Below are 18,637 nucleotides of genomic sequence, written 5' to 3'. Positions count from 1 at the left end.
ACATGCTCAACTGTATGAGCAATATAAAGCGCAGCGCCTTTGTGAATTTATGAAAAAAGGAAGCAAAGCTTCCTTAATTGAATTTTATCGTTCGCGAACTAAGCGAAAACCAATGTAGTTAGATCTAAAATCAGGCGCTAAAATTAAACGCGTAGATGCGCGAGCAAGGCTTGGTGCAAAGTTCCACGCTCCGCCTCTTACTGCTACATCAGACTCACCTGATTCTTTATCGGTCCATTCCCATACATTGCCTACGGTATCGTATAATCCAAATGCATTTGGAGAAAAAGAACCTACTGGTGATGCACGTCTGTTTGACCATTCACTACCACACCAACCACAGTTAGCTAGGTTTTTACCAATTTCGTTACCCCAAGGGTATTCTGTTTCGGTTCCTGCGCGTGCTGCGTATTCCCACTCAACTTCGTTAGGTAAACGAAATTGCTGTCCTGTTTGACCCGATAACCACTCAGCGTAAGCTTTTGCATCGTTATAAGTTAAACATACAGCAGGAAAGTCACTACCTTGCTCAAAACCAGGATTACGCCAATTTAAATTTGCTTCCCATACTGGTTCGCCATTTAAATAATACGCACACCCTTTATTTTTTTCCGCTTGAGTTTTATAACCTGTATTTGCTACAAACTTTTCGTAGGCACCCACGGTTACTTCTTTACTTTGCATAGCGAAAGAATTCGCTATTACTTTTTCAATTACTGGACGTTCATTAGCTAAACCATTGCCGTTGATATCGCCCATTTTAAATTTGCCTGCAGGAATAACGACAACCGGCGTTTCAACGTTTGCATTTAATACATTAACGTTTTCACTAACCTGGCGTGTTGTTACTTCTGGTTGCTCTCGAGTATAGGTCGGTGCAGCAATCGACTTAGGCTTTTTTACTAAATTTGCATTAATTGTTTGCGCTTTATTCAAATCAACACGTGCTTGATAAGGTTTATAACCAAGTTTACGTATTTCAATGTTATGAATGCCCGGCGGTAAACGTGTAATCAAGCGTGTTGAGCCAAAGCTTACACCATCGATAAACACTTCATCATCGTATACGTTTGATCGTAATGTCAGCTCTACTGATTGATCCTTCTTCTTATTAAGGATAGAAGGGTAATCTTTTTTTACCGATGCAGGTTTAACTGAATAATCACGTATTGGCTGCTCATTTAAACGAGAAACCGAAACCGTGTTGCTATTATCCGCGCTATTACTGAATGTTAACTGACTATCAGTAAATGTATTGTTATACGCTGGTTGATAAGCAGCCGTAAGCGGCGTGCCATACTCAGAACAATAGCGGTTATCTATGCTTAATAAGCTACATAAACGGCTGCTATTAACTTCGCCACGCATAGTTACGCTTAAGTTAACGTTGTAATTACCTTGGCCGCTAAATGCACTGTTAACTACATGGCTACTTAATATTTGTACTTGAGCGCCCGCCAAATTACGTTTTGGCTCAACAATGCGCTCTTCTGTTAAGTTTGCAAAAATTTGATCAACAAAGCGTTTAGTTGCTTTTTGTAGACCCATTTGCTGACCGCGTTGCTCACACGCTGCTAGCGTTTCTGTTCGCTTACAGTTAATAGTATGGTTAACCTCAAGCGTACCTTCACGTGTAAACTCGTTACGTAAACGCTCCACGCGGGCTGTAGTTAACTGCTCTTTTAAACTTTCTAATGTATTTAAAAGCGTATGCTTAGCAACACGAATCTGTTCTATGTCTTTACGGTGGGATGCAATTGCCGCCAACTGCATAGAAATATCATCTTTATTTTGCTTATGATCAATCACCGCTTTTTGATAGCGTGATTGAGCCGCACTAATATTAATAGTGGGATCATCAATTAAACGACGGTACATTTCGTTCATCGCATCGAGCGCTTGGTTTTTTTCTTTATCTAGCTCTGTAGAACGAGAACGAAGTAGCTCTAATTGATTTTGTAACTGACTTTCTTCTTTAAGATGTTTTTCAAGTATTCTTGTCGAGTTATCGTATTCTGTCTGTTTAACACTAATCTCTGAGTCAATTCCAGTCACTGTAGCTGTGTCTTGTGCAAATGCACTACTAGCTAACAAACTAGCTGAAATTAACAGAGATAAAGGAGTAATTCGCATATATTCCAGTCCCAAAAAGCGGCAATTATTTGGTCGTTATTATTTTTTATAATTAAAGCCTTATGCTATGTACTTGCAGCACAAAACACAAGCTTTGTTCAATTATTATATTAGTTTACAACTATTCGCGTGTTTCACGCCAGTAAATAACCCGATCATTTCCTCTAAAGCGTCCAAATTGTAAAATAGTACGAGGATCAAGCTGTGTTCCATCGCCCTGCCAATCCCACTTTAACCAATCATAAGTATTATATTCTAAGGTAAATTCACCCAAACCATTTGGCTGTGCATAAATACCGTTATCTGCCGGATACACTCCCGCCTCTAGCTGGCCAGATGCATCATTTCCGTATTTATAGGTTAATTGTGGGCTGCTAGGTGCTATTTGAGTGATTTGGGTATGATCAAATACACTACAATTATCTTCAGCGTTATTTACAAATCCACTGCCGTTGTAATACTGAGCCTGCATAGGAATAAGTAAAGGGTCGAGATCGGAGCCTGCGTTATTACCAAGTACTAAGCGTCCAAATCTAAACTCTATTGGTAATGCATTTAGTCGCACGCTATTACAACCACCCGAGCATGCTGTTTGTGTATTAGGTTTATCATTTGCATCAATGAGTGTTGCCCCTTCTATGTCAGAAAGCGTTGCCATTAAGCTCACCATAGCGAACGGTCCGTCTGCTTGTCCTACACCGAATCTTTTAAGTGTCGTGTTGAGTTGGCTCATTTGCCATTGGCCATCGTTTGTATCTCCCCAGTTGTTATTTCCTAGGTTTACTAAGCGGCTAGCAAAATTAGTTGCAGGTACATAGTTACCTACTTCATTATTTTCGGCATTAACGTCTACACTCGATTTATCAAAGCCCTCTTTATAATTAGCCATTAGCTCACCATTTTGATTTTGTGCTTGTACTGTAAAGCTAAGTTCAAAGGGTTGATCAAGGTAAGTTAAATTACTGCCGTATTGCGTGCATTGCGCGGCAGCTTGAACCCCCACTACCTGAAACTGCGAAGGTGCAAAGCGACCAACGTTGTACAGCTCTCCTTTTACGTCTCCGGCACCAAAATAATCGGCATCTTGAAGGCCTGCGGTTAAATCAATTATGCCAACTTGGTCGTAATTATATTGCGATATAGATTCACTCAAACTACCTGTATCACTAAAAGATGATGTAATCATCGCTTCAAGCGTACCTTGAGTGCCTGGCGTAGGCGCTTTTAGTAATGGCTCTACAAGCGGTTGCTCTGTAATAAAATGCTTAGCAATGGTGTTATTTGTAATATTGCTGTAGTTGTCTGGGAAACCATCGTTGTTAGTGTCTTGCCCTGTTTGCCACTGCACCGCATTCATTTTTAAATCAAATGCTTCGCCCGTTAGTCTAAATAAACTCCCATTGGCATCTGCTGCATAGCCATCACTTGCAACTTCCATCGCTAATCCAAATGGCTTTACAACATATTCATTTGAGCTACCCGTTAAATTTACTGATAAATTAGTTAGTGGGTCTAAAATTAAGTTGGTTTTTACATTTAAGCTCAACCTTCCTGCATCGGGATAATTTATAACAATCGGGGCTTTAGACTCACTATCAAAGTTAAGTATGAATGATTTAGAGGCTTGCTCTACCGCAAAGGTATTATTGTTATTACTAAGTGAAACCGTATCGGAGCAACTTGCACCAGCACTGCATGTGTACGATAAATCTAAGCTTACATCGCCACCGGCGGGAAATGCGGCTTCGCATACACCTGTTGTAGTACTTGTTTTTACCGCTTGAATAGATAGCGCTTTTGTATTAAATCCAGTATTTGAAGGCTTTGCTGATAACTGAGTAGGAATTGTAGTATTACCATCGGTTTCGTTATTAAAAATAAACCCTGCATCAGAAAACGTAACTTTACAGCCGCTTAATCCAACATTATTACCTGCAATATAACAACGAAGCGGTGCAGAAGGATCCGCAGTGTTATATCCAAATGTAACACTGCCTGTGGTGCGTTTAGCAAATTCGACAACTGCTGAGCCTGTAAAATTAATATTCTCCCCTGTAACCCAGCTTTGCTGACCACTATTATCTGGAGAAAGATTCAAACTAGAGGGCTCTGCAAATAATAAATCGCAGGCGTCATTAGCGCAGGCTGTGAGTGTCATTTCTTTAGCTTCACACGTTAGGCCTTTGTTATCGCTGATTGTTAAACGATAATGATCTAGGGTTTCTGGTGTATAAATTCCACAAAAACCAGGGATGCTTTCTGGTACTGGTAGAGCGTCAAACGTTGAGCTCCCTTCGGTAATTATTTGTGTACCCGATGTAATTGAGCCCTGATACGTTACATTTTGCGCGATTCTTACCTCACCAGTGGCAACAATATAGCCCGCAATATTTGCATCGGCTGCAATAGCAACCGCACCATCCACATAAATAGCCAAGTATGCGCCAGTTTCTACTACTATATTTGTTTTACCTATATTCAAAAATGAAGTTGATAAAAGTGATGTTGTGTCTTTTAAAAAAATACGTGTAGGCGCTGTTACCCTGTACTCTGTTTCCAGCATACTTAACTGCAACTCATCGTAATAATAATCGCCAGCTAAAGATGTAGGTACGGGTCCTGTTGAACTACCATCGTTTGTAACCGTTGGCACCTGCGCCGCTTGATTGGGCTCTAAAGAGTTATAACCACCAGCAACACACGCCTGACCATTACATAAAGGAGGGCTCGTCAGCGCTGTAGAAATTAAATTTGTGGTGGTGACAAACTGCGCATTACCATCGGTTATTTCTACCCCCTGCACCAGCTGTACTTCACCGTTGTTATAAGTAGAAATAGCGCCTGGGAATAACGTATCACAATCTAAAATATCACCATTAAATACAAAGGTACTGGTCATGGCGAGTATTGATGCTTCCTCGTTTACGTGACGGCGCTCGTTATCGCCATCACGATCTTCGTCAACAACAAGCCCTAGCCTGTCAGTTCTTAGGTTACAGCTGCGTAACCACCCGCCATCATCTTCTTGGCGTGAGTTTTTACTTGCAACCACCAAAGGAGCCACACTAAAGTTATTAGTAAAACTAAAGTAATTACAGCCATCGCTCCAACCGTCAATTTCAAAGCCTGTGAAAAAAGTTTCCCACGATACCTCAACGCCATTATCGTCAGTAAATGTGCGGTTACTTCCTGGCTCCACTGCCATGTAAGCAACAGTTTCGTTTTTTATGAGCCCAAGTGCTGTTTCAGATGCCTCTAAAGCAATATTAACGCCGCTGGCAGATAGCGAATTACTTTCTACTGCAACTGTTAAAAACGGAATTAATGCCTCAGAAGGTGGATTGCTGTCTATGCTATTGAGTGTTTGTAACGAATGGAAAAAGTTTGGCCTTTGAGTAAACGGTTCAGCAAATGTTAAAGACTTATAGCCTTTAGGTGTCAGTGGAGCAAAGCCAGACTTAGAGCCATACTGTAATTCGAGCAATAAGTCTGTACTGCCCACTTCCATAATTGTGCCGTCTGGAAATTGATGCACACCATACTCAACAGCTAAATAGTGCGCCCCCATACTAATATGTCCACCATCTTCTCCTGAAGGTTCAAGCGGTAAGGCCTCAAAGCTAGTTGTGGTTATATTACGTATTCTTATTATTGCAGGGTTTCCACCTTGGTTTGTTGAGAGCATAAAGACAGCAGGAGGCGTTATATATTGCTGTTGAAAATTTACTTTTGTCCAAACAGGCGATGTGTATGTATCTTGCAGCTCTATATAACGGCCCTCGATTTTTGGAGGCACTGCATTTGCGTGATTACAAAGTAACACGCAGCTAAAAAATATAATGACTAATGCACTTTTTATCATGGTAAAGTTTTAGCCTCCACACTGAGTGTTCTTTGTGTTTCCCAATAATCCTTTCTGCAATCATTTCCTACAGGGCAATTAATTGCGGCGCACGTTGCACTACTTTGTAAGTAATAAATATTAACAAGCCCGTTTGTTGTGCTGCTGTCGGGTAGGTCTATATATTCATCGCAACTCACCAGCACGTTACAATTAGCTAAATATGCAGTTTGAAAGGTTAAATTAGTTGTAACTGATGCACAGCTTTGCACTGAGTTGTTTACTGGAAATAGTTGCGTTAAGCCGCTTTCTAGGCCGCTTTGTGCTGCCATAAAAGCGCGAGCCCCGTAGTACTCAATCGTATTTTGTTGAGATGCACCAGAAAGCACTTTAACTAATGCTAATCCTAGTGCTAATAAAGCAACAATAATTACCAAAGAAACAATTATTAAGTTCCCTTTTTGTTTACTGGGTAAGGCTTTTCCGTGATGATTTTTTTTAAGGTACATTAGGAATATGCACCTCATGGTTAAAATTCATTACTTCAGTATCGTTAAATTGCATTTGCGCATTCACATTAAGCACAGCGTTTCTTTTTAGGGAGAGTGAATCAAGAGTAAAAAACAAATCGCTAGCTAAATTATTGGCAATGTAAATACCTAATAAATCACGTTTAACACCACTGCTTATTTGTAAGCTCACGGCATCTAGTTGATTAACAGTAAAACCGTAATTGGTATATCTATATAAATACTGCCCTTCAACGCAAAAACTTACAGGTTGAGAGAGTAAATAAAGGCGTTTACTCGGCGACTCTTGGGCAAATGCTTTGCTAAATTGCCACTCATCAATTTCGCTCGCTGAACTATTAAATGCTGATACTTGCAAGCGCTTACTATTATTCTCATCGTATATATCAGCACTGCTTAATGGGTAAATAGTTGCCCAATCTCCAGCTTGCGGCTGCGTTAAATTATTAAGTTCAAAATCAACAGCGCTAACATTATAAGGCGCTACGGTAGGTAGGTAATTTGTATAGTGAGTCGCCGATAAAAACGGCGTAAATTCTAAGCACTGCTGAGCACTGCACGCTCCGCTAGTGCTGTTATCGCAAGAAAGCCTTAACGAATTTGGTGTAGCGTGGCGAAGTTCTTTACTAAGTCGCGTTATTAAAAATCTGGCCTGGGCTACTGCTTCTTGGCGTTCAACACCTTGCGAATAAATACTGACCCCAGCACCAATAAATGAAAATGCACTTACGGCTAAAATACCAATAATAACCATGACAAGTAATAGTTCTATAAGGGTAAATGCATTTTGGTATTTAGCTGCTTGCATTAGTAATTCCCTTTATATGCACTAAATCCGTAAACTTCCCCTAAGGGTGATGTTACTTCAATAGTAATACGCTTAAAGGTTTTGCCATCGTTAATGGTCAATTCGTTAAAGTCGCTATCGTACTCAACTTTAATAACTAAGTTAAAGTCACTGTACTCGCTTAACACCTCACCTAAGCTATTAGTAATAGGCTGATTAGAGAGTGCAATATAGTCATCTACATCGTTATAACTGGTTCGGGTTTCTAGGCCTGTACTTAAGTCATCCGCGCCTAAATCATCTATTGCGGTACAAGGCTCTGCACCTAAGGTTGTTTCGCCGCAACGTCTAAAAGGTGCGCTTCTATCACTGTGCTCATCAAACGACTTACTTTGGATTTCGTTCATTAATGATTGACCAAATTCAGAGGCTCTTAAAGCAATAATTGGCTCTGCACTTTTCTTTGCTTGAGGGGCAATGAGCGCGGTAATAATGCTCAATGCAATCGCAAACATGACGATGCCAATAATAAGCTCAATTAAAGTAAAGCCTTTTACTTTAAGGGCACGCATAGATAAGCCCTTCACCACTTATGCATACGCCAGCTAATCCAACATCTATTCGACACTGCGAAGTGCAGGTTTGATTTGATTTACCTAAAGGATCAAAACTAATTTGGGTAAATATATTCGCGTTACTATCTAAAGCACTAAATGCTATATCACTTCTTTGCGTGTTTATTTGTACCACTAAATGATCGGTGTTATTAATATCTGCTCCACCGGTACATGTATCGGGTGTGGGGGGAGCAATAAGTGTGGAGGTAATATAAAGAGTATGGCAACTTGTTGTCGCTGTATTTTGCATTGCACGTAGCTGCACTGTTCTCAGTGCATTTAAAGTACGATCGCGATACGAATAGGCGTCTTCTGTTGAGCTGCCCAGAAATTTGGGAACTGCCGTTACCGACAGTATTCCCAATATCACTAGAGTAATAATTAACTCAATGAGTGTGAAGCCACGCAATCGTTGCTTACTACTGCTTATCATTTATGTAGTTAACAGCCCGTAGTAACAAGTGTAATAGTAGGTGGAGTTACTACAACAGATCCAGAACCACCGTCACTAGCTTCTGTATACTCAATTCGACAATCGTCTGTTTGTACATAACTATTAGGAAAGATAATTACCTGTTCACCATCAGTCACGGTAGTTTCTACAAGGTTAAAATCACCACCATCCACTGTTGCTCCAGTAGCAGTTCCGTCCGCAAAATCTACATCCAAAAATGCATTGAATGCAATGAGTGAAGCTGCTGGATAACCATATACAGTTGGAACAGGGGCACCAGTATCTACAGTAACTTCCGCTTCATCTTTCTTGTGATCACTAGCAATAATAGATTTGCCATTCACAATATTCATGCCACTGCGAATAGAGCCCTGTAAGCCTTCTAGAGTTGAAGCATTTGCATCACCTTGCAAGTTTAAAAAACGAGGTGCGGCGGTAACTGCTAAAATACCTAAAATAACAATTACGATGATCAATTCAACAAGTGTAAAACCTGCTTGTTTATTCATTGGTAAACTTTTTAACGATTGCGTTTTCATAAGTAAGCCTCTTTTTAATTACTTAATTTTTAAATATTTTTACTTTGCCTGTTTTAGCAAAGTATGAAAAACCTGTTAAACCTGATATTTCACTCGTATTAGTAGGTATACTTTTAATATCAATGGTATGAGTTAAATAGTAGTCGCATTGCGTACTTTCTGCATTGTACCTAACTAAAAAACTTACACTTTTTATTCTTGATATTTCATCACTTAACGTACTACTGGGTGCGTCTTGTAAAATTACATTTAAAACTTGGCGACATTTATTAGCATTTATAGCTTCTGCACGAGTATCTTTTTTTTCTGTTTCATCGCTTGTTGGTGTACCTAACACTCCATCAATACCAACTATTACACCTCCATAATTAACAAATGTTTTGTTTGACCTACTGCTTGGTCTTCCTTCTAATTCCCATTGACCCCTAACCATGCCAACGGCCGATGAGAAAGCACCTGCAATAGCGTCTACGCTCGCATTATGCGCTTGATTTTTAATACCTATATATTGAGGTATAGCAAAGCTCAAAATTACTGCCAGTAAAATAACAACAATAACTAACTCAAATAATGAGAAACCTTTTGAGTAAGCCTTTGACGCAATCACTTGGTTAATTACCTTTAATCGCTGACATCATGTTCCACATAGGCATAAAAATACCCAACGCTAAAATCAGCACCATAATGGCAACAAACACAGTTAAAATAGGTTCGATTTTTGCAGTTAAACTACGTAGATCGTAATCAACTTCACGCTCATAATAATCAGCAGCCTCTTGTAATAGCTCATCAACCCGACCAGTTTCCTCTCCCACCGCAACCATCTGTAATACAAGCTGAGAAAACAGCTCAGAGCTTTTTGACGCTCTAAGTAAACTATCGCCCTTTTCTATATCTTGGCGCATAGTAACAATCGCTTTTTCCATATAACTATTATCTACTGCATGCGCAGTAAGCGATAACCCCGTGGTCATAGGTACACCAGAGCGCAATACCATAGCTAGACTTTGGCTGTAGCGCGCAAGCAAAGTACGTTTTAGAATATCGCCAATAAATGGAATTTTTAATTTATATTGATCCCACTTAAAGCGCCCAGTATCTGTATTTAAATAACGCTTCCATGCGAATACCGCGCCAATACCCATGATCAACAACAACCACCAGAAATTAACAAAGAAACTGCTAGTACCAATTAGTATTTGTGTCATTAATGGCAATTCGGCATCAAACTTGGCAAACATGCTCGCAAAGGTAGGTATTACAAAAATATTCAAAATAACCATTGCTGCTACAAGAGCCAAAATAACAAAAGTGGGGTAGCGCATTGCTGCTTTTATTCGTTTGCGGGTTTCTTGCTCTTTTTCAAAATAAATAGCGAGTTGGTAAAATGCATCCTCTAATCGACCAGAACCTTCACCAACCATAACCATTGACACGGTTAAACGGCTAAATACTTCGTTATGTATCGCCATTGCACTGGATAAGTCACGGCCTTGCTCAAGTTGCCTGGTAACTTCCATCAATACATTTTTAAATTCTTTATTTTGTGTTGTATCTGCCAGCCCAATCATTGCTCGTATAATTGGAATACCTGCTTTTAATAGCGAATACATTTGCCTAGAAAACATAATCATGTCGTCTAGTGTTATTTTTTCGACAAATAAATTATCAAAAATTTTAATATTATTTTTTGTTTCAACTAAAGAAATTGATATTGGTATAAATTGACGCTTCATTAAACTATCGGCTACGCCAGCTTGGTTACTCGCTTCTAATTGGCCTTTTACCAATACACCTTTGCTGTCTTTCGCTTTATAGCTATATAGTTGCATCAATATCCCCTACAATTTCTGGGATATATTCAGCCACTTTAAATACTTCATCTAAAGAGGTAATACCTTGCTTAGCGTAATTTAGTGCCATTGTTGAAAGTGGTGAAAAGTTAGCACTATTTTTAGCTGCTTTTGCAAAACCTTGTGTGTCGTTAACCCGTAATGCATCCATCATCGCATCATCCATTTCGAGTAGCTCAAAAATACCAACACGCCCTTTATATCCACTGTGATTACATGCAGTGCAACCTTGCCCTTTAGAAAATTGAGCATCTGTAATCTCTTCGCCTAAATATTTTAACCAACTTAATTCTTGGCGATCTGGCAAGTACGGTACTCTGCAGTCATTACATACTCGTCTTACTAATCGCTGAGCAATAATCGCGCGCAGTGAACTTGCAACTAAATAGGCTGGTGCGCCCATGTCGATTAAGCGCATAGCACTGGTAATTGCATCGTTGGTATGTAACGTTGATAGTACGAGGTGGCCTGTTAAAGCGGCCCTTAATCCAATATCTACGGTTTCTTGGTCACGCATTTCGCCAACCATTATAATGTCAGGATCTTGCCTTAGAGCGGTCCGTAAAATACTTGCAAAGCTCAGCCCTATTTTATTATTTATTTGTACCTGGTTAATACGGCCAATACGATACTCAACGGGATCCTCTACTGTAATAATTTTACTTTCTTGTTGGTTTAACTCACTTAATGCACCGTATAGTGTGGTTGTTTTACCTGAGCCTGTTGGCCCAGTAACTAAAACCATGCCATGAGGACGTTTTATAATGCTGCGTACACGTTTTAATATGTGTACTGGCATGCCTGTTTCATCTAACGATAATAATCCTGCTGATTGATCAAGCAAACGCATTACAACTGATTCGCCATGCTGAACGGGCATAGTAGATAGGCGCACATCAATACTATGGCTACGCACTTTTATATTAAAGCGACCATCCTGAGGGAGGCGTTTTTCAGATATATCTAATCCCGACATAAGCTTTAAACGTAGCACGAGTGCCGATGCTATTTTTACTTGGTTAAGAGTGTGCTCTTGTAATATGCCATCTACACGTTGACGAATGCGAAGCAAACCTTCATCTGGCTCAATGTGAATATCAGATGCGCGAACTTGCACAGCATCTTCAAATATTGATTGCAGTAGCTTTACAACGGTTGCATCAGATGTTTCATCACCTAAAGAGTTTAAATCAAACTCTTCTACGTCTTGATATTCTTCATGGAGTTGTGCTGCAAAGTTAGTAATTTCATCTGTACGACGATATACGTTGTCAAACGCAGCCATTATTTGACTTTCTTGTACAACAGCTAAATCTATTCGTTTAGGAGCAAGCATAGTTGCAAGTTGATCAAGCCCCCTTAGATCAGCAGGATCGCTCATCCCGACTAAAACAGAGTCACCATTGTCTTCAATTACTAATGCTCTGTAGCGACGTGCATAAACCTCAGATAAAAGCTTAGATACATCAGCTGATATTTTTCGCTGTGATATATCTAAAAAAGGTACTTGTAATTGCTGCGCTAAAAAACGTAATAGTTGTGGTTCACTAATAAACTCAAGTGTAATAAGCGTCGAACCTAATTTACGACCCGTCGCAGCTTGAACGTTTAGCGCTTCGCTTAGTTGCGCTTCGGTGATCATGTGCTCATGAACAAGTAAATCCCCTAAGCGCATTTTTAAACTAGGTCTCATACGGCCTCCTTTAGCGCAACTAAACGCTGTAATGCATGCTGCGTCATAGCTGTATTTAATCCACCTAAATCTAGAGCCACTTTGTAAAGCTGTTTAGCATCGAGGTACTCTCCTAATGCATCTTTTGAGGTTGCAAGTGCCAGCCACCACTTAGCTTGACTAGGCTGTAGTTGTGTAAGATGTTTAAAGCTTTCAAGTGCTTTATAGTGCTTACTCGCACTTTGTGCTGCAGTACCTTGCAACACCCAAAAATCAAGATTCGCTTGAGCCTCAAATTCATCACTTAAAAGCAGTAATACTCCTTCATACTGCTGTTGCATAATGAGTATTTTGCTTAGCATTACACGCCATTCAAGTACGTTAGGGTTTTGGCGAATACCCGCTTGCAAAACCTGTTGTGCTGAATTTATATCTTGTTGTTTAAAGTAGGTTGCAGCTAGTAAATTTCGAGCCTCTACGTGTAAAGGCGATTGCGCTAAAATAATATTTAAATCACTAATGGCTTCGTTGTATAAGCCAAACTGTATTGCTTGTTTAGCTGCGGCTAATTGCTCAATCAATAAAGCCTGTGGCGACTTAGCTTCTGCCACGCTTTTAGTCATAGTATTTTGAGACTTAGTTTTAATCATTGGAGTAATTTTTGGTTTGCTGACAATAGCTTCACTAGTTACCAATATATTATCTTTAGCTAGTGCAGGGCCTTGTTTAACCTCGGCAATTACAACTGGCTCAGCCGTTGGTTGAGAAACCAGTAATGTTGCTTCACTCAACTTGGATTCAGCTAAATCATTCACTTCTGGTTTTATTTGCTCAACTTGCACAACCGTTTTCACAACATCTTGCTCAACTAAAGGTTCTACATTGCTTTTTTCATCTTGATAATCAGATAAATTAGAGCTTAGAACCGCGACCATTTTTTGCTGTGGTAACACAGACTCACGTTGAGTCTCTTTTTTGTCGGCGGTCGGTAAATATAGGTATGCTAAAAAAATGACACTTAGCATAATAAGTAAAATTACGGCTTTAAATGCAATATTTTTTACATCATATATCGGCTTTAAACTTATACCTTCTTGAATACTTACTTGTTTAGCTTCTCGTTGCTCAATATTTTTAAGCATATTATTTATAACGCTCATAACAACTGCCTCCATACCCATATGGCAGCAATAGCTAAAACACTAAACATTAACGCGCTGTAGCTCCAATATTGTCCGGTTCGATACTTTGCGCAGTCTTCAGTATCTTTTATGGCAAGTTGAATATGGCGATTTGTTATTATATTTAACCCTTCACCGTAAGCTTGTAATAGTGCTTTGTGGCATAAAATATTAACTAACCTAGGAATTCCACGGCTAGCTCTAGCAATTTTGAGCCCCATACTATTATTAAATAAAGGAGGCCTATTAAACCCTGCAACTTGTAAGCGGTGATTAATATAATAAACAACCTCAGCGCCAGTCATCGCCCGTAATTTATACGAAAAACTGATACGTTGGCGTAATTGCCTTACTTTGTTGTTTGCCAGCTTTTCATCAAGTTCAGGTTGCCCAAATAACACAACTTGAATTAGTTTTTCGCTTTCTGTTTCTAAGTTTGTAAATAATCTCAGCGCCTCTAGAGTCTCCCAACTCAAGCATTGCGCCTCATCTATCAAAAGCACTACACGCTCATTATCTTCTTGTAAGTCGAGTAAGTGATGATTTATAAGCTGCCCTAGTGCTTGCTGATCTAATGCTTTATCTACGTCCATACCCAGCTCAATGGCAATCGCCCATCTAAGCTCTTCTGGGCTTAAATAAGAGTTAGGTAAATAAGCCACAATGTAATCTGGCTCAAGTTGGTTTAATAGCTTTCTACAAAGTAGCGTTTTACCAGTCCCAACTTCACCAGTGACTTTAATAAACCCTTCACCCATTTCAATAGCTGTTGTTAACACTTGCATCGCTTCATGGTGCGGTTCAAGTGCACAAAAAAACTCTGTGTTAGGGGTTAACGTGAAAGGCATTTCACTTAAATTAAAAAAGCTTAAATACATAGTTAGTTTTCATACCATGTTTTTAAAAGCTGACGGCTTTCACCTTGTTGTTTTTTCCAAGTATCTGGCATAACAACCGTTGGTTTGATTAGAATAATCAGTTCTTTTTTCTCTTGGCGTTTACGAATACTTTTAAATAAATTGCCAAATAATGGGATATCCCCCAACACGGGGGTTTTTGATTCTTCATCCTGTGTTGATGTTTGCATCAAACCACCAATAACCACTATTTCGCCACTTTGAGCGCGAATAACAGTATCTGATTCTCGAATGTTACTTTGTGCTAGAGGCAACTCAAAACGTTGATCGTCTAATGTAATTACTTTTAGCTGCTCTTCTGTTTCAGTTACTGAAGGGTGAACATGCAAAATAACTGAGCCGTACTTGTCAATTTGCGGCGTTACATCTAGGGCAATACCAGAAAAGAACGGCGTTAAATCAATTTCAGGCGAGGTCGTTGTAGCAGTACCCGTTACCGTCGTACTTGATACATTAGTAACAAAATATTCGTCTTGCCCTACTTTTATAACTGCTTTTTGATTGTTTGTAGCGGTAACTCGAGGGTTAGATAGCATTTGCACATCACCTTGCGTTTCAAGCAAATTAATAACCCCGTTAAAGTCTCCTTTTTGAATGGTTAGCGATGACGCTCCACCAATTGCGGCTGAAATACTATTACTAATAGTAGAACCCGCTGTTGTAGCAAACGAAATACCGCCTTCTAAACCACTCGCTATACGCTCCCAGTTAACTCCCTGTTGGTACTCATCTTTTAAAGTTACTTCTATTATTTTTGCTTCTAGAATAACTTGGCGTTGCAGGTTTTCTTGGCTTTGACGCAAAAACTCTTTTAGCTGACTAATTTCGCTTGGTAATGCATTTACGGTTACCAAACTAGCTTGTGGGCTTGCAACAACATAGCGCCCATTGCTTGCGCCAATTAAAGACTTAAGGGCGACTTCTAATTCTTTCCAAAAATCATTTTTATTAATTGTTTGGATTCGAGAACCGTTTAAATCTAAGCTTTGATTATCGCCGCCAAACTCATTATTTTGCTGGTTACTACTACCTGAACTTGAACCACTCGAACTACTGCCACTTTGTGCAAATTGACTAACCCCACCAGCAACCACACTCACTGTAGACTGACCATGGCGCTGCATCATTAAATAATTTACAGGTATTGTTTCTGTGCGCATTTTGGCTGGCAGTACTTGTACTATTCGTCCTTCATTAACAATATCTAAAGGATACATACGCTTAATAACTGCAATGACTTCATTAAAAGTAACGCTTTTAAGATTTAAACTAATTGTACCATTTACCTCTGGATGCACAGCAACACTAAAAGGCGTATCGTCTGTTAAGCCTGCAAAAAAGGCGCCTATTTCAACGTCATTAGCGGCTACATCAAAACGCTTTATAGATAAATCATCACTTATAGTTTGCTCATTATTTATTGATGATAGTAGGCTTTGGGTAAGCTCACTCGGCATCTGTAAAGGCTCAATCGCTTTAGCTTCTACAGGTTTTTCAGCCAGCTCTTGTTCTATATGAGTTTTAACTTCTTTACCAGGCTTAAAGCTATGGCAAGCCGTTAAAAATGTAGGCAATAATAGGAGAACAAGCCACGGGTAAGATAAATTATTTTTTAATTTCATAGTCATATAATTCTAATTTTATTTGTTTATCGTCATTTGCTAGCACAACCTGTTTTGAGTTTATGCTTAGCACCCGAAAATCGTCTACAGCATCACCCACTCGATAAATATGGCCAGAAATAATAGCCTTAAATGCTGTACTGTTTTTAATAATAGATTGCAATTTAAGTTCTGTGTTTTGAGTTACACTCTTGTTGTTATTTACATACATATTTGGTTGAGTAGGATCGCGTAATTGCGCTAATGCACTGGGTGCGAAAGTGAACAAAAGTAATAAAAAACATAAATTATAATGCGATAAATTTTTCATTAGCGCTCACTGTAGCAATTTGTAAAGTTAATTCAGCTTGAGGGTACTCTAGTACCTGATAACTAAACTCCTGTATTAATAACTTATCTTGATTATTTTTTAATGCGGCTAAATATTTTTGTAAGCTAAAGTAGCTACCTTCTAAAGTAACGACCATCTGATGCTCAAAAAATAATGTTTGCGTATCATGTTCACCTAGTTTTTCTACATCGATAGCCTGTGCTGGTTTGACATTAAAGTTACTCACTTTTACGTCGCTACTATCTACGAGCAAATCTTTTAAAACGGCAGGTACATTTTTAGCCGCTACAAAGCCTTGGCTAAAACTATTAAGTTGATTATTTATTTCTGCTAACTCATCTCTGGTTTGTGCAATTTGACTGCGTAAAACCTTAGTGTAGTCGTAGTTTAGTGCTTGATTTAACATGGAGAGTTGCGCATTTATCTGCTGTAACTCCTGCAATGCTGCATTTTGTTCAGAGCGAATATGAGCAACTTCATCTTGCTGTGGAAAAATAACAAACCACAGGCCGAGGTAAATCACCATGAATAAGCCTACAAATACAGTGGAATACTTCTCACGCTTTTGCAGCGATGCAAATTGAGCTCGATACTTTGCCCAAATAGGCCAACCTTTGTCTTTCTTGTTGTTCATGGTTTAGCGCCTTTATCAGCAAGGTCGGTCGCCACATTAAATTCACTCAGACCATCTTTTGTTGACAGTTCTAAAACTGAAAATTCTTTATCAATAAAAAAAGGTGACTGCTTTAAATTATTAAACCACATAGGTAAAAATTTTGACTGCGATACTTGCCCTTGAAACGTGACACTTTGCCCTACAAATTTAATATGGGTAAGCCAGATATTAGGCTCGTGATACTTAGCTAAATCTTGCATAACCTGCGCATAGTCGGTTGCGGATTGATCTGAGCTTTGCTCTAAATAACTAAATATTTGCTGCTTATGCAAAACCTCTTGCTGAAGTGTTTTTAGCTCATTAATAAAAATTGTTTTATTTTGCTTCTCTGCTAGCTGCTGTTTTACAACTTCTAACTGAGCTTTTCCTTGTTTGAGATATTCCTTTTTTTGTTCTAAATCAAGCTCACTTGAATAAGTTTTATAACTGTAAAAAGCCCACGTGATTGCAATAATTAATAGCGCACCTAACCACAACGTAATCATTCCAGACAAAGGGACTGGATCTCGGCGTACTCGTAAGGTTTTTTGATAAAAATTAATCCGGGTTTTCATAGAACAGACTCCGGATCTGTTAATTGATAGGCTGCCCCGAGCGCATAATAAAAGTTTGGCTCTAATTGCTGCGCTAATTCTAAGTTAGGCGCAAAATCTACAACTTTTACTTGTAAAAACTCTGCAAGACCGGCTCTAAGAGTTAATGAAGATAAATCATCGCACTGTAGCTGTATGCTGCGAATTGGCGGTTGCTTGAGCTGGCTTTCAAAAAAGTCCATCGAACGCTGAATTTCTAACCCTAACGCCTCTACTAGTTCTTGGTTTTGATCCTTATCTGAAATACCTAAAAAACCATTTAATCGCCTAGCTAATACTAATTGTCCATCACGAATAATTAAGATTCGAGGTTCATGATTAGCATGCTGCACAATCAGCATATGCGCCTCTTTGTATGAGCCAAATAAAGTTACTAAAACCATTTCTTCAGAGGTCATTGCACGCAAAACTGGTTTAGTTTGTTCAAAACTGTCTATAAACGGAAGTAGCTGCAGCTTATTGGTAATAAATACATTCATTTTGCTGCTTTGCATTGGTAACGTTATTGGATAATCGATAAAGTCAGCTACAATGTTTTCAGAGGCTATATCAACTAAATCTTTTGTAGTCCAAGGCAGCGACTGAATGATTTCTTCATCACTAAGGTTTGGTTTATCCATTTGCACTATTTGATAAAAGTAGTGCGGTATGACTAAATTAACTGCACAAATATCAGTAGACACCTCATTTGTACAAGCAACAATTGCAGCGGTATAATCGGTTTGCTCAGACACATTTACACTGTGAGAACTGTGAACCATCCATTGGTCGCGTTGTTTTTTTAAACATACCGCGTTAACAGTATCTGCGTAAGTTGCAACACCAATAGCTGTATTTGGATCTAAACTACGATTTAACCATGAAAACAGCTTTTCTTTCATATAGCTACTA

The 18,637-nt window shown here is 39.1% G+C and carries 17 protein-coding genes; all 17 read right to left on the bottom strand.

The features are described from left to right. Window positions 1-84: 84 nt before the first annotated feature. A complete protein-coding gene (locus tag BW142_RS15230) occupies window positions 85-2,133 on the bottom strand; it encodes a formylglycine-generating enzyme family protein (RefSeq protein WP_024598044.1) in 2,049 nt (682 codons plus the stop codon). A gap of 121 nt (window positions 2,134-2,254) precedes the next feature. Then, window positions 2,255-5,995, bottom strand: coding sequence for an H-type lectin domain-containing protein (locus BW142_RS15225; RefSeq protein WP_076925395.1), 3,741 nt, complete (start codon window positions 5,993-5,995; stop codon window positions 2,255-2,257). After that, window positions 5,992-6,483, bottom strand: a complete 492-nt coding sequence (locus tag BW142_RS15220) for an agglutinin biogenesis protein MshP (protein ID WP_076925394.1) — start codon at window positions 6,481-6,483, stop codon at window positions 5,992-5,994. The genes BW142_RS15225 and BW142_RS15220 overlap by 4 nt, the downstream gene beginning before the upstream one ends. Beyond that, complete coding sequence (locus BW142_RS15215; protein ID WP_076925393.1) at window positions 6,473-7,312, bottom strand: type II secretion system protein; 840 nt, start codon at window positions 7,310-7,312, stop codon at window positions 6,473-6,475. Before BW142_RS15215 ends, BW142_RS15220 begins: the two co-directional genes overlap by 11 nt. After that, a complete protein-coding gene (locus tag BW142_RS15210; protein ID WP_076925392.1) occupies window positions 7,312-7,863 on the bottom strand; it encodes a type II secretion system protein in 552 nt (183 codons plus the stop codon). The genes BW142_RS15215 and BW142_RS15210 overlap by 1 nt, the downstream gene beginning before the upstream one ends. Next, window positions 7,850-8,341, bottom strand: a complete 492-nt coding sequence (locus BW142_RS15205) for a type II secretion system protein (RefSeq protein WP_076925391.1) — start codon at window positions 8,339-8,341, stop codon at window positions 7,850-7,852. The genes BW142_RS15210 and BW142_RS15205 overlap by 14 nt, the downstream gene beginning before the upstream one ends. Window positions 8,342-8,349: 8 nt before the next feature. Beyond that, on the bottom strand, window positions 8,350-8,901 hold the full coding sequence (locus tag BW142_RS15200; protein WP_076925390.1) for a prepilin-type N-terminal cleavage/methylation domain-containing protein: 552 nt from the start codon (window positions 8,899-8,901) through the stop codon (window positions 8,350-8,352). A gap of 22 nt (window positions 8,902-8,923) precedes the next feature. Continuing rightward, window positions 8,924-9,508, bottom strand: a complete 585-nt coding sequence (locus BW142_RS15195) for a prepilin-type N-terminal cleavage/methylation domain-containing protein (protein WP_083707592.1) — start codon at window positions 9,506-9,508, stop codon at window positions 8,924-8,926. A gap of 4 nt (window positions 9,509-9,512) precedes the next feature. Then, the gene (locus BW142_RS15190; RefSeq protein WP_076925388.1) at window positions 9,513-10,733 is read right to left on the bottom strand and encodes a type II secretion system F family protein; all 1,221 of its coding nucleotides are present in this window, start codon (window positions 10,731-10,733) and stop codon (window positions 9,513-9,515) included. Further along, the gene (locus BW142_RS15185) at window positions 10,720-12,447 is read right to left on the bottom strand and encodes a GspE/PulE family protein (RefSeq protein ID WP_076925387.1); all 1,728 of its coding nucleotides are present in this window, start codon (window positions 12,445-12,447) and stop codon (window positions 10,720-10,722) included. Before BW142_RS15185 ends, BW142_RS15190 begins: the two co-directional genes overlap by 14 nt. Continuing rightward, entirely contained in the window at window positions 12,444-13,586 is a 1,143-nt protein-coding gene (locus tag BW142_RS15180) for a tetratricopeptide repeat protein (RefSeq protein ID WP_076925386.1), read from the bottom strand. Before BW142_RS15180 ends, BW142_RS15185 begins: the two co-directional genes overlap by 4 nt. Beyond that, the gene (locus tag BW142_RS15175) at window positions 13,583-14,485 is read right to left on the bottom strand and encodes an AAA family ATPase (protein ID WP_024598054.1); all 903 of its coding nucleotides are present in this window, start codon (window positions 14,483-14,485) and stop codon (window positions 13,583-13,585) included. The genes BW142_RS15180 and BW142_RS15175 overlap by 4 nt, the downstream gene beginning before the upstream one ends. 2 nt (window positions 14,486-14,487) lie before the next feature. Then, complete coding sequence (gene mshL / locus BW142_RS15170; protein WP_076925385.1) at window positions 14,488-16,146, bottom strand: pilus (MSHA type) biogenesis protein MshL; 1,659 nt, start codon at window positions 16,144-16,146, stop codon at window positions 14,488-14,490. Then, on the bottom strand, window positions 16,130-16,456 hold the full coding sequence (locus BW142_RS15165) for an agglutinin biogenesis protein MshK (protein WP_024594540.1): 327 nt from the start codon (window positions 16,454-16,456) through the stop codon (window positions 16,130-16,132). The genes mshL and BW142_RS15165 overlap by 17 nt, the downstream gene beginning before the upstream one ends. Then, entirely contained in the window at window positions 16,434-17,111 is a 678-nt protein-coding gene (locus BW142_RS15160; protein ID WP_076925384.1) for an agglutinin biogenesis protein MshJ, read from the bottom strand. Before BW142_RS15160 ends, BW142_RS15165 begins: the two co-directional genes overlap by 23 nt. Then, window positions 17,108-17,707, bottom strand: a complete 600-nt coding sequence (locus BW142_RS15155; protein ID WP_231616675.1) for a PilN domain-containing protein — start codon at window positions 17,705-17,707, stop codon at window positions 17,108-17,110. Before BW142_RS15155 ends, BW142_RS15160 begins: the two co-directional genes overlap by 4 nt. After that, on the bottom strand, window positions 17,704-18,627 hold the full coding sequence (locus BW142_RS15150; protein WP_024598058.1) for a hypothetical protein: 924 nt from the start codon (window positions 18,625-18,627) through the stop codon (window positions 17,704-17,706). Before BW142_RS15150 ends, BW142_RS15155 begins: the two co-directional genes overlap by 4 nt. Between the last annotated feature and the right edge of the window lie 10 nt (window positions 18,628-18,637).

It is taken from the genome of Pseudoalteromonas sp. EB27 (genome assembly GCF_001974875.1).
Lineage (GTDB): Bacteria > Pseudomonadota > Gammaproteobacteria > Enterobacterales > Alteromonadaceae > Pseudoalteromonas.
Note: the sequence above shows the minus strand (reverse complement) of the source record. Positions and strands in the feature narration are given on the sequence as shown.

Excerpts from the sequence above, each read along its gene's own strand:
- BW142_RS15210 (WP_076925392.1), bottom strand. The coding sequence starts at position 7,863 with ATGCGTGCCCTTAAAGTAAAAGGCTTTACTTTAATTGAGCTTATTATT.
- BW142_RS15185 (WP_076925387.1), bottom strand. The coding sequence starts at position 12,447 with ATGAGACCTAGTTTAAAAATGCGCTTAGGGGATTTACTTGTTCATGAG.
- BW142_RS15160 (WP_076925384.1), bottom strand. The coding sequence starts at position 17,111 with ATGAACAACAAGAAAGACAAAGGTTGGCCTATTTGGGCAAAGTATCGA.
- BW142_RS15155 (WP_231616675.1), bottom strand. The coding sequence starts at position 17,707 with ATGAAAACCCGGATTAATTTTTATCAAAAAACCTTACGAGTACGCCGA.
- BW142_RS15165 (WP_024594540.1), bottom strand. The coding sequence starts at position 16,456 with ATGAAAAATTTATCGCATTATAATTTATGTTTTTTATTACTTTTGTTC.
- BW142_RS15190 (WP_076925388.1), bottom strand. The coding sequence starts at position 10,733 with ATGCAACTATATAGCTATAAAGCGAAAGACAGCAAAGGTGTATTGGTA.
- BW142_RS15215 (WP_076925393.1), bottom strand. The coding sequence starts at position 7,312 with ATGCAAGCAGCTAAATACCAAAATGCATTTACCCTTATAGAACTATTA.
- BW142_RS15180 (WP_076925386.1), bottom strand. The coding sequence starts at position 13,586 with ATGAGCGTTATAAATAATATGCTTAAAAATATTGAGCAACGAGAAGCT.
- BW142_RS15200 (WP_076925390.1), bottom strand. The coding sequence starts at position 8,901 with ATGAAAACGCAATCGTTAAAAAGTTTACCAATGAATAAACAAGCAGGT.
- BW142_RS15150 (WP_024598058.1), bottom strand. The coding sequence starts at position 18,627 with ATGAAAGAAAAGCTGTTTTCATGGTTAAATCGTAGTTTAGATCCAAAT.
- BW142_RS15175 (WP_024598054.1), bottom strand. The coding sequence starts at position 14,485 with ATGTATTTAAGCTTTTTTAATTTAAGTGAAATGCCTTTCACGTTAACC.
- BW142_RS15230 (WP_024598044.1), bottom strand. The coding sequence starts at position 2,133 with ATGCGAATTACTCCTTTATCTCTGTTAATTTCAGCTAGTTTGTTAGCT.
- BW142_RS15225 (WP_076925395.1), bottom strand. The coding sequence starts at position 5,995 with ATGATAAAAAGTGCATTAGTCATTATATTTTTTAGCTGCGTGTTACTT.
- BW142_RS15205 (WP_076925391.1), bottom strand. The coding sequence starts at position 8,341 with ATGATAAGCAGTAGTAAGCAACGATTGCGTGGCTTCACACTCATTGAG.
- BW142_RS15220 (WP_076925394.1), bottom strand. The coding sequence starts at position 6,483 with ATGTACCTTAAAAAAAATCATCACGGAAAAGCCTTACCCAGTAAACAA.
- mshL (WP_076925385.1), bottom strand. The coding sequence starts at position 16,146 with ATGAAATTAAAAAATAATTTATCTTACCCGTGGCTTGTTCTCCTATTA.